Annotated in this window: 13 protein-coding genes; 7 read left to right on the top strand and 6 right to left on the bottom strand. The window is 64.2% G+C overall.

Annotation, left to right across the window (positions count from 1 at the left end; translation table 11 throughout):
- Window positions 1–11: 11 nt before the first annotated feature.
- The 7 genes from HCZ97_RS08595 to HCZ97_RS08565 all read left to right on the top strand — a co-directional run bounded on the left by HCZ97_RS08595 (window position 12) and on the right by HCZ97_RS08565 (window position 7,470).
- Complete coding sequence (locus tag HCZ97_RS08595; RefSeq protein WP_167688291.1) at window positions 12–1,736, top strand: bifunctional protein-serine/threonine kinase/phosphatase; 1,725 nt, start codon at window positions 12–14, stop codon at window positions 1,734–1,736.
- 20 nt (window positions 1,737–1,756) lie between these two features.
- Window positions 1,757–2,224: a cyanase gene (gene cynS / locus HCZ97_RS08590; protein WP_167688290.1), complete on the top strand. Its 468-nt coding sequence runs from the start codon at window positions 1,757–1,759 to the stop codon at window positions 2,222–2,224.
- A gap of 422 nt (window positions 2,225–2,646) precedes the next feature.
- Window positions 2,647–3,597: a tripartite tricarboxylate transporter substrate binding protein gene (locus tag HCZ97_RS08585; RefSeq protein WP_167688289.1), complete on the top strand. Its 951-nt coding sequence runs from the start codon at window positions 2,647–2,649 to the stop codon at window positions 3,595–3,597.
- Window positions 3,594–4,058 (top strand): tripartite tricarboxylate transporter TctB family protein, encoded by a 465-nt coding sequence (locus HCZ97_RS08580; RefSeq protein ID WP_167688288.1) that lies wholly within the window; start codon window positions 3,594–3,596, stop codon window positions 4,056–4,058. Before HCZ97_RS08585 ends, HCZ97_RS08580 begins: the two co-directional genes overlap by 4 nt.
- A gap of 39 nt (window positions 4,059–4,097) precedes the next feature.
- Window positions 4,098–5,573 (top strand): tripartite tricarboxylate transporter permease, encoded by a 1,476-nt coding sequence (locus tag HCZ97_RS08575; protein ID WP_167688287.1) that lies wholly within the window; start codon window positions 4,098–4,100, stop codon window positions 5,571–5,573.
- Window positions 5,570–6,337: an amidohydrolase gene (locus tag HCZ97_RS08570; RefSeq protein ID WP_167688286.1), complete on the top strand. Its 768-nt coding sequence runs from the start codon at window positions 5,570–5,572 to the stop codon at window positions 6,335–6,337. The genes HCZ97_RS08575 and HCZ97_RS08570 overlap by 4 nt, the downstream gene beginning before the upstream one ends.
- Window positions 6,337–7,470: an alpha-hydroxy acid oxidase gene (locus tag HCZ97_RS08565; RefSeq protein WP_167688285.1), complete on the top strand. Its 1,134-nt coding sequence runs from the start codon at window positions 6,337–6,339 to the stop codon at window positions 7,468–7,470. The genes HCZ97_RS08570 and HCZ97_RS08565 overlap by 1 nt, the downstream gene beginning before the upstream one ends.
- Window positions 7,471–7,650: 180 nt before the next feature.
- Here HCZ97_RS08565 and HCZ97_RS08560 read toward each other — a convergent pair whose 3' ends face one another.
- From HCZ97_RS08560 to HCZ97_RS08535, 6 genes are read right to left on the bottom strand one after another with little or no spacing between them, the layout of a single operon-like run.
- A complete protein-coding gene (locus tag HCZ97_RS08560) occupies window positions 7,651–9,234 on the bottom strand; it encodes a tannase/feruloyl esterase family alpha/beta hydrolase (RefSeq protein WP_167688284.1) in 1,584 nt (527 codons plus the stop codon).
- A gap of 36 nt (window positions 9,235–9,270) precedes the next feature.
- The gene (locus HCZ97_RS08555) at window positions 9,271–10,230 is read right to left on the bottom strand and encodes an SMP-30/gluconolactonase/LRE family protein (RefSeq protein ID WP_167688283.1); all 960 of its coding nucleotides are present in this window, start codon (window positions 10,228–10,230) and stop codon (window positions 9,271–9,273) included.
- Window positions 10,227–11,519, bottom strand: coding sequence for a TRAP transporter large permease (locus tag HCZ97_RS08550; protein WP_167688282.1), 1,293 nt, complete (start codon window positions 11,517–11,519; stop codon window positions 10,227–10,229). Before HCZ97_RS08550 ends, HCZ97_RS08555 begins: the two co-directional genes overlap by 4 nt.
- On the bottom strand, window positions 11,520–12,035 hold the full coding sequence (locus tag HCZ97_RS08545; protein ID WP_167688281.1) for a TRAP transporter small permease: 516 nt from the start codon (window positions 12,033–12,035) through the stop codon (window positions 11,520–11,522).
- A 1-nt stretch (window position 12,036) separates the two neighbouring features.
- Window positions 12,037–13,005, bottom strand: coding sequence for a TRAP transporter substrate-binding protein DctP (gene dctP, locus HCZ97_RS08540; RefSeq protein ID WP_167688280.1), 969 nt, complete (start codon window positions 13,003–13,005; stop codon window positions 12,037–12,039).
- Between the two features lie 56 nt (window positions 13,006–13,061).
- On the bottom strand, window positions 13,062–14,066 hold the full coding sequence (locus HCZ97_RS08535; protein ID WP_167688279.1) for an MBL fold metallo-hydrolase: 1,005 nt from the start codon (window positions 14,064–14,066) through the stop codon (window positions 13,062–13,064).
- Between the last annotated feature and the right edge of the window lie 20 nt (window positions 14,067–14,086).

Below are 14,086 nucleotides of genomic sequence, written 5' to 3'. Positions count from 1 at the left end.
CGGAGAGAGCTATGCCCAAGGATACCAATGCCCCCGCGACCCTTGCGGTTACGATCGGCCAGTGTTCCGATGCTGGCGCCAAACCGGAAAATCAGGATTTCCACGGCGCGCTGATCCCTGAGGGTCCAAGCCTCGCACTGAAGGGCATAACCCTTGCCGTCGCCGACGGGATTTCATCCTCGAAGGTCAGCCGCGAAGCGGCAGAGACGGCGGTCAAAGCCCTCCTTGCAGATTACTACACGACCCCGGATGCTTGGACGGTCAGAACCGCCGCAACCCGGGTGATCGCTGCCACCAATGCCTGGCTTCATGCCCAGAACACCTCGGTCGAGGATGTGAATGCGGGCCGCGTCTGCACCCTCTCGGCGCTGATCCTAAAAGGACGCGAAGGCCATATTTGCCATGTGGGCGACAGCCGCATCAGTCGCCTCACCGGCGCAAGCCTTGAGCCACTGACCGAAGATCACCGTGTCACCCTCTCCGCCAAGGAAAGCTATCTCGGCCGTGCCATGGGCGCGGAGCAGACCGTCGACATCGACTACAGCCGCGTGCCGCTGAAGCAGGGTGACATCTTCCTCCTGACCACCGATGGCGTGCACGAATTCATAACCGCTACGACCTTGCGGGAGGCTTTGGAGGCATCGACCCTCGACGATGCTGCCCGCTATCTGGCCGATGCGGCGCGCGGAGCTGGAAGCCAGGACAATCTCACGGTTCAGATCGTCCGCATCGACAGCTTGCCAGCGGGCTCTGTCGATCTGGACATCGACGCACCGAGCCTGCCGGTGCCGCCGCTGCCGAAGTCCGGGGACGTGATCGACGGTTTCCGCATTGCACGCCAGATCCACGCGACCGCGCGCAGTCATGTCTTCCTCGCCACCGCGCCCGACGGCCATCGGGTCGCGCTGAAGATCCCCGCGACCGATACCGCCCTCGACGCCGACTATCTGCGCCGCTTCGTGCTTGAGGAATGGATCGCCCGGCGGATCAGCTCGTCGCATGTGCTCCGCGCCGCCGACACGCCGGATAGGCGCACCGCCCTCTATGTCGTGTCCGAGTTTGTCGAGGGCGTGACCCTGCGCCAGTGGATGACGGATAACCCCCGCCCGACGCTCGATCAGGTCCGCGACATCATCGGTCAGATCGCCGCCGGTCTGCGTGCATTTCACCGGCGCGAGATGGTGCACCAGGATCTCCGTCCCGAGAACGTCATGATCGACCACAGCGGGACCGCGAAGATCATCGACCTTGGCTCCACCTCCGTCGCCGGGGTGGAGGAGGCGATCCCGGGTATGCTGGGCGAGCTTCCGGGCACCTACCAATATACCGCACCTGAGTATTTCTCAGGCGATCCGATTAGCTGGCGCTCGGACCAATATGCCTTGGGCGCAATCGCCTACGAAATGCTGACCGGCCGTCTGCCCTATGGCACGCAGGTCGCGCGTATCAGCAATCGCCGGGACCAGATGCGGCTGACCTATTCTCCGGCCCGTGACGACGACAGTCCTGTGCCCGCCTGGATGGATGAGGCCCTGCGTCGCGCCACCCATCCCGATCCCTTGCGCCGTTACGACGCGTTGTCGGAGTTCGTGACTGACCTCACCCGCCCTGGCGCCACCAGGAGCGCCACGCGGCACATGCCCTTGGCCGAACGCAATCCCGTCCGTTTCTGGCAGTCCGTCTCGGCGATCCTCGCCGTGCTCTGCCTTATGCTTGCCGTCCAGATGGTCGGCTGACCCAACCCCGGAGGACTACCATGAAAGATCTGTCACTGACCGAAGACCTCACCAAGGAGGACGTCACCGTCCTGATAATCCGCGCCAAGAAAAAGGCCGGTCTGACCTGGGAAGAAATCGCCGAAAAGATCGGAATGTCCCCGGTCTGGACGCATTCCGCCGCAATGGGCATGAATGCTTTCACCGAAGAAAAGGCCAAGGCGCTCATCGCGCTGCTGGACCTGCCGGAGGAGGTCATCGACGCCATGGTCGAGAGCCCCACCAAAATCTGGGAGCAGACCGTCCCGACCGACCCCTGCATCTACCGTCTCTACGAGATCGTTGGCGTCTACGGTCCCACCATCAAGGCACTGATCCATGAAAAGTTCGGCGACGGCATCATGTCCGCGATCGACTTCGACATGACGGTCGAGCGGGTCGCGAACCCGAAAGGCGACCGGGTCAAGATCGAGATGTCCGGGAAATACCTCGGATACAACGCATGGTAAGATTGACGGCGGGCCGCAATCGCGGCTCGCTGAACCTGCGCAAGGTGTCTCATCCGCAGCAGGAGAGTCGGCCCCGCTGTTTGGCCCTTCGCTGCGCCTTGCACGAATGGTACTTCTGCGCAGACAATGGCCTGCGCGGGGTGGCTCTGACAAGGACTGACTTCGATACTTGCCAACAGGTAGTCGAGGTGGAAGCAGGATATCTCTCCGCCTCCGGTTCGGCACGTGGGCAGAACGGCTGGTGAAAAATATCTGTTTCTAAGCTTAAATTTTTAGCGCTTTTAGTAAAAAATAATAAAGGTCATGATCGAGCATCCGGTGGGAGGCCGGACTGTCAGCCGTGCCTTTACGCAACCGGCCAACAGGTTTTCAGCCGACCGCCGCAGCCACCGGCCAGCACTTTCGACCCTTGGGAGGATACCATGAGATACACACGCCGTTCGACCTTGGCCCTTTTGGCCGGGATGGCGATCACGCCGCTTGCCGCCGTCGCGCAGCAGGATTACCCGACCCGTCCGATAACCCTTGTCGTCCCTTATGGGGCGGGTGGCACCACCGATATCTCTGCGCGCCAGATGGCGACAATGGCCGAAAAGATCCTCGGCCAACCCATCGTCGTGGAAAACCAGCCAGGCGCCAGCGGGACCAATGCGATGCGCTCCGTCGCATCGGCCGAGCCCGATGGCTACACGCTGATCGCGACGACCTCGTCGCCGTCCTTCGTCACTCCGGCGCTGCGCGATGTAGGCTATGACACGCTGGCCGACTTCACCCCGATCCTGAACTACTCCGGCCCGTTCCACGGCGTCGTGGTTCCGGCGGACAGCCCCTACGCCACGCTCGACGCGCTGATCGAGGACGCCAAGTCCGGCGCCGTGACCTATGGCACCGCGGGCGCCATGGGCGGCGCGCACCTGGCGTTCGCCTCGGTTGCCAAGGACACCGGCGCGATGCTGCAGCACGTGCCCTTCGACGGCGCCTCCAAGGCGACGGCGGCGGTGCTGGGCGGCCACGTGGACGCGGCACTGGTTCCGGCCTATCGCGACCTCGTGCAGGACGGTCAGCTGCGCCTTCTGGGCGTGCTCGACGGCACGAACGACCCGGACTTCCCCGATGCCCCGACGCTGAAAGAGGCGGGACTGGCCGCGGAATTCCCCTCGATCGTCGGCATCATGGCCCCCGCGGGCACCGATCCCGCGATCATCGCCAAGCTTGAATCCGCCTTCACCGAGGTGGCCTCGTCGGATGAGTTCAAGACCTTCATGACCGATCTCAGCCAACCGGTGCGGATCATGTCGGGCGAAGACCTCGCGGCGACGATCCAGGAGAACCTCGCCGCCTACCGCGAGATCGCCAAGGATCTCGGAAATTGAGCACCAACGGCCAAGGGGGCGGGGTCGCCCGCCCCGGCTTCCGGACGCTGACCACCGGCCTTTTGCTGGCGGCAGCGGCCTGGGGGCTTTATAGTCTTGATAGCCAGATCCAGGTGTTCGGCTTCGGCGCCTCCGGACCGGACGCGCGCAGTTTTCCGCGCCTTGCGCTGTGGCTGCTTGCGGCGGTGGTGGCGCTCCGCCTTGTCCTGGGCCTGCGCTCCGAGGATTTCCCGCTTGGCAATCCCGTCCGGCTTGGCCGCGTCCTGGCCGTCATCGCAAGCAGCGCAGCGGCGCTATGGGCGATGCCGCAAGTCGGCTTCTTCTTCGGGGCCGCCGGTGCCGGTATCGTCGTGGCCCTCATGCTGGGTGAACGCCGTCCCCTATTGCTCGTCCTGCCGCTGATCGTGGCAGCCGTCGTGACCTTTGGAGGACGGCATGGGCTTGGCATCCCCCTGCCCTGAGCCTGCCCATCCATTCCAGACCTCAAAGGAGCGCAGGCCGTGCTTGTCGATGCCTTTCTCGAACTTCTGAACCTCTGGGTGCTGGTCGCCGCGCTTGTCGGGATCACATCGGGGGTCATCATCGGGGCGATCCCCGGCCTTGGCCCGACCATGGCCATCGCGCTGCTGATCCCGGTCACCTTCTCGATGCAGCCGATCCCGGCGATCATCCTGCTGCTGGGTGTCTACCAGGGCGCGATCTTCGGCGGGTCGATCTCGGCTGTGCTTCTGAACGTGCCGGGCACGCCGTCCTCTGCGGCGACGGCCATCGACGGTTTCGCCATGGCACGCCGTGGCGAGGGCGGCAGGGCGCTGCGCTTTGCCCTCTATGCCAGCGTCATTGGCAACATCTTCAGCTGCATCGTCCTGATGGCCTTGGCCGAACCCCTGGCGCGCTTTGCCCTCGACTTCGGCCCGGCCGAGATGGCGATGCTGATGCTGTTCGCTCTGCTGGTCATCGTGCTGTTCGGCGGCGGATCGAAGCTCGACGCACTGATCATGGTTCTCGTGGGTGCCTGCGCAGGGATCGTCGGGCTTGACCCGATCAGCGGCACACCGCGCTTTACCTTCGGATCCTTCGCATTTGAAAACGGGTTCCAGCTGATCCCCGTGCTGATCGGCCTTTTCGCCATGTCCGAGGTGCTCTTGCAGGCCTTCGACCGTGAAACGTTGGTGGGCGATGTCGAGGTACCGCCCCTGAAAAGCTCTGTCGTGAAGTTCGTCGAACTGTGGCGGATGCGGATGACACTGTTCCTGTCCTCGCTCATCGGCACCTTTGTCGGCATCCTGCCGGGGATCGGCTCCACCGTACCCGCCTTCATGAGCTATAGCCTCGCCCGCTCGCGCTCTGCCGATCCGGATGCGTTCGGCAAGGGCGCGCCCGAGGGTGTCGCCGCCCCCGAGGCCGCAAATAATGCCGTGACCGGCGGCGCGCTGGTGCCGACGCTGGCACTGGGGATCCCTGGCGATGCGGTGACGGCGGTGATCCTTGGCGCCTTCATGCTGCACGGGCTGGCACCGGGGCCGTTCCTGTTCCGCGACCACGGGCTGGAGGTCTACGCCATCTTCGAGGCGCTTCTGCTGTCGTCCATTCCAACGGTGATCCTTGGCCTGCTATTCTTCCGCGTGGCGATCCACGTGACCCGCATCCAGCCGCGCCACCTGCTGCCTGCGATCACGATCCTCGCCATCTTCGGCGCGTTTTCGGTGAACAACAGCCTGTTCGACGTCTGGGTGATGCTGGGCGCGGGCGTGCTGGGCTTCCTGTTCCGCCGGGCGAACTTCCCCCTGCCGCCACTGCTGATCGGGTTGATCCTTGGCGCGCCGTTCGAACAGAGCCTGCGGCAGGCGCTGCTGACCTCTGGCGGTGGATATGGCATCTTCGTGGGCTCTCCCATCACCATCGGCCTCGTGGCGCTGATCGTGCTGTCGCTGGCCATCAGCCTGTTCTTCAGCCTGAAAAAGACCCGCACATGATCACCGATTGCCACCTCCATTCCTTTGCCAAGACCGAGGGCCCGCAGACCGGCGCCTATGTCCCGCCCGCCCGCGACATCCGCGACTATATGGACGAGGCCGCGCCACTGGGCGTGCGTCGCGCGGTGGTGGTGCAGGCCTCGGTCGATGGAACGGACAACAGCCGCTTGGTAGAGGTCCTGAGCAGCGACGGCCCCGTCGCACTACGCGGCGTTACGATGATCGACGCCGATGCCGACCTGCAAGCGCTGCACGCCGCCGGCATCCGCGCGACCCGCATTCAGGACCGTGCAAGGCTTGGGCACAGCGCGCTTGACCAGCTTCCCGGACTTGCGAAACGCGTGGCGGAGGTCGGCTGGCATATCGAGCTGAACACAGAGCCGCGCAGCTTTGACCGGCTTGCCGATATGGTGGCCGATCTGCCCGAGGGGCTGCGGCTGGTTCTGGACCATATGGGCCATGTCGATCCTGCCGCACCGGATCCCCTGTTCCGCTTGCTCGAGACGGGTCGCGTCTGGGCCAAGCTGTCTCCCACGCGGGTCAGCAGCGATATCGGGCACTACGCCGACCTGAGCGCGCTGATCGAACGCCTCGGCGCAGGTTTCCCCGACCAGATCATCTGGGGCAGCGATTGGCCCCATGTGATGACCCCCGAGCCGGTGCCAGAAATTCCGCCCATGCTGGAGCTGTGCCGCGGGGCGTTGAGCCAAGATACCTTCACGCGGTGCATGTGGGACAATCCCGAAAGGCTCTACGGTTTCTGATGCTGCTGACTCTGGATGACTTCGAACCTGCTGCGCGGCGGCGCCTGCCCCGCCCGCTCTTCGGCTACGTGTCGGGTTCGGCTGAGACGGGCGCGGCAAGGCAGGACAACCGCGATGCGCTGGACGCCTGGCGGCTGGTGCCGAACGTGCTGCGTGGGGTCGAGGGGCGCTCCACTGCCTGCGCCCTGCTGGGAGAGAGCTACACGGCACCCTTCGGCATCGCACCGATGGGCCTTTCGGCACTGATGGCCCGCGACGGGGACCTGGCCCTCGCCCGCGCGGCTGCGGCGGCGGGACTGCCCTTCGTGCTCTCCGGGTCGTCCCTGACCCGCATGGAAGACGTCGTGAAGGCCAACCCCAAAGCATGGTTCCAAGCCTATCTGCCCGGCGAGGAGGACCGCATCCGCGCCCTGATCGCCCGGGTACGGGCGGCAGGTTTCGGCACGCTGGTGCTGACAGCCGACACCGCCGTTCTGGCCAACCGCGAGAACAACCTGCGCGCGGGCTTCTCTACCCCGCTCAAGATCAGGCCACGGCTGATCTGGGACTTCGCCATCAAGCCCCGTTGGGTGCTGGGCACCTTCCTGCCCACGCTGATGCGTGGCATGCCACATTTCGAGAATTCCGATGCCGTGCGCGGCGCGCCGATCATCTCGAAACAGGCGGCACGGGATTTCGGGCGCAAGGATCACCTGAATTGGGATCACCTAGCGCTGATGCGCGACCTCTGGCCCGGCAAGCTGGTACTGAAAGGCGTGATCGCGCCCACCGACGTGGCGCAGGCCAGCACGCTTGGCTGTGACGCGGTGGTCCTGTCGAACCATGGCGGGCGGCAGCTGGATTACGCCATCTCACCACTGCGCATCCTGCCGGAGGCGCGGGCGCAGGCGGGCGACATGGCGCTGCTGATCGACGGCGGCATGCGGCGCGGCACCGATGTGATCAAGGCGCTGGCGCTTGGCGCGGACATGGTGCTGGTGGGGCGTCCGTTTCTCTACGCGGCAACGCTGGGCGGCCAGCCAATGGTCGAGCGCGCGGCAGAGATCATGAAGACCGAAATCACGCGAAATCTGGGCCTTTTGGGCTTGCGGAGCCTGTCCGAAATCAGTTTGGGCGTGCTGCACCGGGTCTAGGAATCCTGGCAGTCAGTCTGCGGAACGCAGCGCGCGAAAAAAGCCGAACGGTCGTGTCAGGGTGCCCGTGAACCACGAAGAGCACCGCCACCGGACCCATGCGGCATTATAAATGGTGCGGGTTTCGTATTCCCCGGGCGGCGTGACTCCGCCCGGTAAGAGGTATTTGATTTCCTCAATTTACTCCGGAAGCGCGCATTCGAAGCTGGTCGCTTCGGTCTCGTCTCCCTCGCCCGAATACATGGCAACCTGCGGATAGGGGCACAGCGGGCGGCTGCGCAGGGTTTCCCCGTCCTTGACCTGGCGCGCGACGATCTGTTCGGGTGCCTCGCCGGTTTCGACCCATTTGATCAGTGGCACCATGGCATCGAACCTGTCCGGCCCATAGCCTGCGCGGCAATGGAACATGCCCGGTGCCATGAACAGGCGGTAGAACTCGGAGGTGCGCTCAGCCCCCATCGTTTCGCGGACGTCCTCGTAGTAGTTCACGCCCATCATCGGATTGAGCGCTGGGTCGGACCAGCCGAAATAGGTGATCATGCGTCCGCCCTGGCGTTCGAACTCGGACAGGTCGGGCTGGTTGGCGTCCAGCAGGTCGCGGGCCATCTGGACGTCACCGAAGTTGGCCGGGATGTCGAAGGTCCGCCAATCGATGTCGGTGCCGCGTTTCGGCAGCAGAGCGATGTTCTGCACGTAGGTTTCGCCATAGGCCAGCTGGCGGCTTTGGCCTTCTTCGGTGACCATCCAGGCCTTCCAGCCGCTGTTGCCGTTGGTGTCGATCCCGTCCACACCCCATTGCACACCGGGATAGACCTGTTCGCCGTCGACCATGACACCTTCGTGGATGCCCTGCACGGCGGCAATCTGATCATCCGTGAAACAGGTCCCGCCCGCCTCGCCCTCACAGCGCGGCAGATCGGTCGCAGGGTCGAAGTTGCACTGACGCGGATCGGCGATCAGCCCGTCTTCCAGCCCATCCGCAGCGTCGCATTTTCCCATCACGGCTTCGGCCAGAACCGGAAGCTGGTCATAGGACAGCGGACCCTTCAGAAGTTGCTGGGCGTTGTAGACGTTCCACAGCTGGGTGTTGTTGAATTCCAGAACCGGTGCGCCGGCCACGATCCCATCGAAATCCGTGGGGTAGCGCTGTGCGGACATCAGGCCCTGGCGCCCGCCGGTCGAGCATCCGTCCCAGTAGGAGTAGGAGGGCCTGTCCGAATAATAAACTTCGGCCAGCGCCTTGGCGGTGTTCACGGTGACGTGGACGGCGCGATGCGAATAGTCCACGAGTTTTTCGAGATTCCCGTTGGCAAAGGTGCCCAAGGGGTCGGTGCGGTCGTCGTGCCCGGTGTTCTGTTGCACCGACATGAACCCGTTCTTTACGGCCGCGTCCCGATTGGCGACCCGCTGGGGGCTGGACAGATCGCGGCCCGCGTAGCCGCCGTTCCCGAACATGTAGAGACGCCGGTTCCAGGTATTGGGCAGCGCGATCTCGAACTTGATCTCAGGGCGAATGATACCTTCGACGCGGCAAAAGGTGGGCGCGTCACCATCGTCGATGGCGGTGGCCTTCAGGAATGTTACCTCATCAAGAGCAAGCCCCCCGATCGAAGCACAATCCATGGCCGGGCTGACAGGGGCAAAGCTGAACCAGGCGTCCTCCGGAACCTCAGAAAAGCTGGCCCTGTTCTGCGCTTGGGCGGTTCCTGCCGCCAACGCCAGTAGCGACGCGGCCCCAACGACCCTCAGAAAATTGTCTCTCACGGTTTCCTCCTCACCGATTTCGTTTCTTGAAAGGTCTTAGTCCGACGCCCCGTGTCCCGAGAACATCGGCGCGCCCTGTATCCCAAGGCCGCCGGGCAGCTCTGCTTTCAGGATGCTGCCGCTGTCGCTTTCAGTGATGAACAGGGTGCGCCCCTCGGGCCCGCCAAAGGCGCAGTTGGTCGTGCCAAGCCCGCGAGGGCTGCGCACCACGGCGATGGGCCGGCCCAGCACGTCATGCACCCAGACAAGACCCATGCCGGTCTGGCACACCACCACGCCGCCATCGGACGTCAGGGCAAGCCCATCCGGCCCTGCCCGGCCACCGGAAAACTGGATGAACAGACCGGCCTTGTTGACGCGCCCGCTCGGCGACATGGGCAGACGCCAGACGGCATTGGCCCGCGTCACGGCCAGAAACAGCACGTGTTCGGCCAGGTCCAGCACCAGACCGTTGGGGCTGGGCACCTTGTCGATCAGGCAGGTCAGCGCGCCGGTCTCGGGTTGCCATTTCCACACCCGCCCCGTGGGGTCCTGCAGCCCGGTCTGGCCCTGATCGGTGAAATAGAGCGCCCCGTCGCGTCCGAAATGCAGATCGTTGCAGCCCTTGAAGCTTTCGGTATCGGCATCGCCAAGCGCCTTGGTCACGGCCCCCGTGGCGGGATCCAGCAGCATGATGCCGTTCTGGTAATCTGCCAGGAAGATCCGCCCGTCGCGGTGGATCTTCAGCCCGTTGGGCTGACCGTCATACTCCGCGATCTGGGTGATCTCGCCCGCAGGATCCGCGCGGAACACCCGCCCGAACGGAATGTCGACGAACCACAGGTTCCCATCGGTATCGAACGACGGCCCTTCAAGGAAACTGTCCGCAGGGGCCCCGCGCCGGTTCTTTTCCGCCCAATAGGACGGCTGGCCGGTGCGACGCAACGCGGCGGGCAGCTCGGTGAAGACCTCGGCGTCGATGACGACCGGCTCGGGGAAAGGATAGGTGTGGGTCATCCGAACGTGAACTCCGGCAGGAACAGCGCGATGTCGGGCACGCCGATCAACAGCAGCATGAAGGCGACGATGATGAGGAAGAAGGGCAAGGTGCCCATGATCACGTCCTCTACCTTCACGTCTTTCGACGAGGAGGCGACGACGAACAGGATCACGCCCAGCGGCGGGGTCAGCTGGCCCAGCTCGACCAGGATCACCACGAAGACGCCGAACCAGATCGGGTCCACGTCCATCGCCATCAGCGCCGGGAAGATCACCGGCACGATGATCGCGATCATGCCCAGCCCTTCCATGAAGCAGCCAAGGATCGCGAAGACTACCATGATGATCAGCAGGAAGGTCAGGCGCGAAACATTGGCCTCTTGCAGCATGCCGACAAGATCCTCACCGATGCCCGACAGCGCGGTGGCATAGGCAAAGATCATCGAGGTGAAGACGATGAACAGGATGTTGCCGCTCATCGAGGCGGTGCGCGACAGCGCGTCCTTGAGCAGTTTCAGGCCGAGCTTGCGATAGATCCCGGCGATCAGGATGGCGCCGACGGTGCCCACGGCCCCGGCCTCGGTCGGGGTGGCGAAACCGCCGTAGATGCTGCCAAGGACGATGAAGATCAGCATCAGGAAGGGCACGATGTCCAGAAGCGCGCGGCCCAGATCGCCGGCACTTGCCTTTGTTTCGATCTTCGGCGCCAGCTTGGGATTGATCAGCACACGTGCCATGATGAAGCCCATGTAGCACAGCGCCAGCACGATCCCCGGCACGAGACCGGCAGCAAAGAGGCGCGCGATCGAGGTCTCGGTGAAGGTGGCGTAAATGATCATGGTGATCGACGGCGGGATCAGGATGCCCAGCGTGCCGCCCGCGGCCAGCGACCCGGCGACGAGGCGCTTGTTGTAGCCGCGCGCGGACAATTCCGGCAGGGCGACGGTGGACATGGCAGCGGCCGTCGGGGCAGAGCCGCCCGAGATCGCCGCGAAGATGCCACTGCCCGCGATGTTGGTGTGCAGCAGGCCGCCCGGCAGCCGCCGCATGAAGGGCGCGACGCCATTGTAAAGCCGCGTCGACAGGCCCGAGCCCAGCAGGATCTCGGCCATCAACACGAAGAGCGGGATGGCGGCGAGGGTGAAGCTGTTGGCGGCGCCCCAGCTGACAAGGCCAAGCGCTTTCCAGCCGGCAAAGCCCTTGAGCAGCCAGATATAGGTCAGCCCTGCCCCGGCGACGGCGAATTGCACCCACATGCCGCCCATGATCAGGCCAATCAGCAGGCCGAAGGCGAGGATCGCTTCCATTTAGTCTTCCTCGGATTTGCGGAAGGTCAGCAGCAGCTGCTCGACCAGGAAAAACGCCAGCACGGAGAAGCCGAGCGGCAGCATGATCTGCGGGATCCACAGCGGGGTACGCAGGACGGTCGGGGCAAACTTGCCGCGTGAGAAGGAGGACAGCGTCAGGTCCTTCGTCTTCCACGCAAGGATCACGCAGATCACCAGCGCGATCAGCGCGAAGACGCGGATCAGCCAGCGGCGCGTGCCCTCGGGCCAGGCGTCCAGCAGGAAATGGACCTGGAACATCGCGGATCCGCGCAAGGCCAGTGCCGCGCCGAAAAACGTCATGAAGACAACGCCGTAGCCCGTCAGCTCCTCGGCAAAGCCCAGCGAGTAGTTGAACCCGCCGCGCAGCAGCGCCTCGAGGCAGACCAGCGAGACCAGCGCCACGAGGACCGTGCCAGTGGCCGCGCCGGTAATCCGGGCGGCCACGTCGAAAATGGGGCCGGCCGATGCCGGCCCCGTTCTGCTCTGCGTCTGCATCTTACTTACCGATGGCTTCGCGTACGGTGGCCAGGGCTTCGACATACTCCGGCCCGTTGTCCTCGGCCCAGCTTTCCCAGAACGGTGCCAGCTTTTCGCCCGCCATCTCGGCGTCGCCATCGGCCGCGTCGACCAGGGTCATGCCGGCCTCGGATTGCGAGGCTTTCTGAGCTTCCTCGTCCTCAAGGAAGGCCGCGGTGGTCGCGGGGCCTTCTTCGGCGACGATCTCGCGCAGCTTGGCTTGGGTGTCTTCGGAGAGCGCGTCGAAGCTGTCCTGGTTGGCGATGATCATCGAGTTGCCGTAGTTGACCGCGAAGCGGTAGTTGTAGGGCAGGAACTCGTGCCAGTTCTTCGCACCGCCGGCAGAGGCGGTCAGCACGCCCTCGATCACGCCGCGTTCCAGCGAGGTCGGCACTTCGGAGCCCGACAGGGTGATCGGCGCGCCGCCGAACATCTCGATGAACTTGCCCTGCTCGGGCGAGGTCACGCGGATCTTGTGACCTTCGAGGTCTGCCAGAGAGTTGATCTCAAACGTGGTGAAGATCGTCTGCTCGGGGTAGCGGTAGCCGCCCAGCAGCACGACGCCCTGCTGTGCGAAAGCCTCGTCCAGCGTCGGTTCCATCGCTTCGTAGGCCTTGGCCCATTCCTCGTCGTTCTCGATCAGCATCGGCAGGTTCAGCACCCGCGCGATCGGCACGCTGCCTGAGAAGAAGAAATCCGCCGCCATGTCGATGATGCCATCGCCCACGGCCTGGGTGATGTCGGAGGACGCAATCTGCAAGGTCTTGCCAAGGTGCAGGTCGATGGTCAGGTCGGTGTCTTCCCCGACGCGGTCGACGATGCGTTTCATGCCCTTGACGGCAGAGGTCGTCGAGACGGACGAATAGGTGTAGGCGGTCCAGTCGTCGGCATGTGCGACGGTGGCGGACGCGGCGATCAGCGCAGCGGCGCCGAGGGTTTTGATGGTCATGATTTCCTCCGGTTTAAAAGTGTCGGGACGGGCATTGCGGCCCGTTCCGTGGTGTTTCAGTCGGCTGGAACGGCCTCTGGATCGAAGCTTGCCAGCTGCGCGGCGACGCAATGGCTCATCGCTGTAAAGGCCCGCTCCACCTGGTCCGACCCGATGACAAAGGGATTGCCTTCGGCCCCGGCTTCCATGGCGTCGAGTTTGGTGTAGCTCGCATCAAGGGTCTTGTGGTTCGACAGGAACACGTCAAAGCCTTCCTCCCCCGCCATCGCCGCAAGGCGGCGCTCCGACTCGATCATCTGAACAAATTGCGCGGCGTTCGGCCCGAAGTTCAGCCCGTTGCCACCCCAGATGATCGCCTTGTGCGCCTCGCCATCGTCCGTCAGCGGAACGATGGTCGACAGGGTCCCGGGCGTGTGGCCCGGCGTTTCCAGCAGGGTGATCGTCGTATCGCCCAGCGTCACCGTGTCGCCATCGCCAACGCTCACATCGCGCTCCGGCGGACGGCCCCACAGCGGATCATCGAACTGAAGCTCGTCTTTCTCCAGCTCCTGCCAGTCGGTCTCCGACATGATGACTTCGGCACCGTATTTTTCCTGCAGGTAGCCGGCACCGCCGTAGTGGTCCCCATGCGCATGGGAGACCACGATCTTCTTGATGTCCGCCGGATCAAGCCCGACCTCGCGCAGCCCGTCTTCGATGAAGCGCTTGGCCTCGTCTTCGTTGTTGAGCGCGTCGATCAGGATGATGCCATCGGATGTGGGGATCGCCCAGGCCGTGGTCCAGGACGTGCCAAGGAAGACCAGGTTGTCGAAGATTGCCGTGGACCGCACCTCGCCCTTGCCGACCAGGCGCTCCAGCATCTCGTGCCCCTTGTCATGGGGAATGGTGAAGGATTTGCCGATCTTCTTGCAATGGCCCAGCACATGCGCAAAGTCCTCTCCCGCGGCGGCTTCTGCAGCGGCCACATGGCGCGCCGACAGTTCAGGATCGCTCTCGGCTGATGCCGGCAGCGCGCCAAGCAGCAGCGCGGCCGCAAGTGCGGTGCCTGTCACGTATTTCATACTGTTCTCCTCCCGAAATT

Origin of the sequence: Pseudooceanicola sp. HF7 (assembly GCF_011806405.1) — a bacterium.
Taxonomy (GTDB): domain Bacteria; phylum Pseudomonadota; class Alphaproteobacteria; order Rhodobacterales; family Rhodobacteraceae; genus Pseudooceanicola.
The sequence above is the reverse complement of the archived record's forward strand: the minus strand, read 5'-3'. Positions and strand labels throughout refer to the sequence as shown.

Excerpts from the sequence above, each read along its gene's own strand:
- HCZ97_RS08595 (WP_167688291.1), top strand. The coding sequence starts at position 12 with ATGCCCAAGGATACCAATGCCCCCGCGACCCTTGCGGTTACGATCGGC.
- cynS (WP_167688290.1), top strand. The coding sequence starts at position 1,757 with ATGAAAGATCTGTCACTGACCGAAGACCTCACCAAGGAGGACGTCACC.
- HCZ97_RS08585 (WP_167688289.1), top strand. The coding sequence starts at position 2,647 with ATGAGATACACACGCCGTTCGACCTTGGCCCTTTTGGCCGGGATGGCG.
- HCZ97_RS08570 (WP_167688286.1), top strand. The coding sequence starts at position 5,570 with ATGATCACCGATTGCCACCTCCATTCCTTTGCCAAGACCGAGGGCCCG.
- HCZ97_RS08565 (WP_167688285.1), top strand. The coding sequence starts at position 6,337 with ATGCTGCTGACTCTGGATGACTTCGAACCTGCTGCGCGGCGGCGCCTG.
- HCZ97_RS08555 (WP_167688283.1), bottom strand. The coding sequence starts at position 10,230 with ATGACCCACACCTATCCTTTCCCCGAGCCGGTCGTCATCGACGCCGAG.
- HCZ97_RS08550 (WP_167688282.1), bottom strand. The coding sequence starts at position 11,519 with ATGGAAGCGATCCTCGCCTTCGGCCTGCTGATTGGCCTGATCATGGGC.
- HCZ97_RS08545 (WP_167688281.1), bottom strand. The coding sequence starts at position 12,035 with ATGCAGACGCAGAGCAGAACGGGGCCGGCATCGGCCGGCCCCATTTTC.
- dctP (WP_167688280.1), bottom strand. The coding sequence starts at position 13,005 with ATGACCATCAAAACCCTCGGCGCCGCTGCGCTGATCGCCGCGTCCGCC.
- HCZ97_RS08535 (WP_167688279.1), bottom strand. The coding sequence starts at position 14,066 with ATGAAATACGTGACAGGCACCGCACTTGCGGCCGCGCTGCTGCTTGGC.